1 pseudogene is annotated in these 1,138 nt (G+C 76.8%); it reads left to right on the plus strand.

Going from position 1 to position 1,138, the window contains the following annotated elements:
- Nucleotides 1-366: 366 nt before the first annotated feature.
- A pseudogene (locus CM1CMNOD_RS20880) lies at nt 367-1,138 on the plus strand (hypothetical protein); the annotation flags it as partial.

The raw sequence follows: 1,138 nt of genomic DNA on the forward strand, positions 1-1,138 counted from the left end.
GGAGCCGAGGAGCGGCGGGCCGGCGCCGGCCGGCCGGGCGCCGTGGAGGCGGCCGCGGATGGTCACCCGCCAGCGGTCCCCGCCGCGGCGGAGCCAACCGGTACGCCCACCGCCGGACCAGCCGGTACCCGCGCCGGTGACGGCCGGCCGCAAGCCGTCCACCACTCCGGCGCCCCTGCCGGGCGGGCCACGCCGGCCACGGACGGTGCCGAGACATCCACTCCGGCCGCCCGGGAGACAGCCGCCGAGGAACCCACGCCGGGCGACGACCACACGCCGTCCGTACAGCCGTTCGGCACCGGATCCGGCGGTCGTCCCGCCGCCACGGCCCGCCCGTCGGGGCGACCGTCCGCGCACGCTCCCCGGATGGCGGCCGTCCCAGCGGTACCGACGCCGGCACCGGCAGCCGCCCAGCCGGACGTCCAGTCACCGGTGCGGTCAGCGACCACCTCGGCCGTCACACCGGCTGGAACACCGAACTCGTCGTCACAGCCGTCCTCCGAACAGTCGCCGTCTGTCGGCTCTTCGGCACCAGCCCTCCCGCCGGCGGCGAACGACCCCGCTGGCCCCACCCCGGCGGGACACGGCCGGCGGTCGGCACTGCTTCCGGCGATCCGCGGCCCCCGCGGCGGACGTGAGCTGTGGCCCTGGCAGGAGCCCTGGGACGATGCCACCGAGCTGGCGCCCTGGGAGGAGATCCCCATCCGGGAGTCCCTCGCCGACCGGGTCGCCGCGCCGCTGGAAGGCTCCTGGCGGATCGCGGTCACCTCGCTGATCGGCGGTTCGGGACGCACCACCGTCACGGCGATGCTCGGGATGACCCTGGCCGGCATCCGCGCCGAGCCCGTGGTCGCCCTCGACATCTCCGGTGACCTGGAACGCGTCACGGCCACCGGCGACTCCGACGCGGAGGTCGAGTTCGGCGCCTCACTCGCGGAACGCGTCGGCGTGCGCCCATCTGTGACGCTCAGTGATCTGGTCGCGGATGCGATCTCCTACCGGGCCCGCCGTGGCGGCACCCCACGACCGCCCCGGGAGATCCGCTGGCTGATCGGCGGCGACGCCGTCGGGGCAGCCACGCCGGCCCAGGCCACCGCGGGCTTCGACGTCCTGCCCGCCTACCGCCCCACCGACGCCC

This window comes from Protofrankia symbiont of Coriaria myrtifolia, from assembly GCF_900634755.1.
Classification (GTDB): Bacteria; Actinomycetota; Actinomycetes; order Frankiales; family Frankiaceae; genus Protofrankia; species Protofrankia coriariae.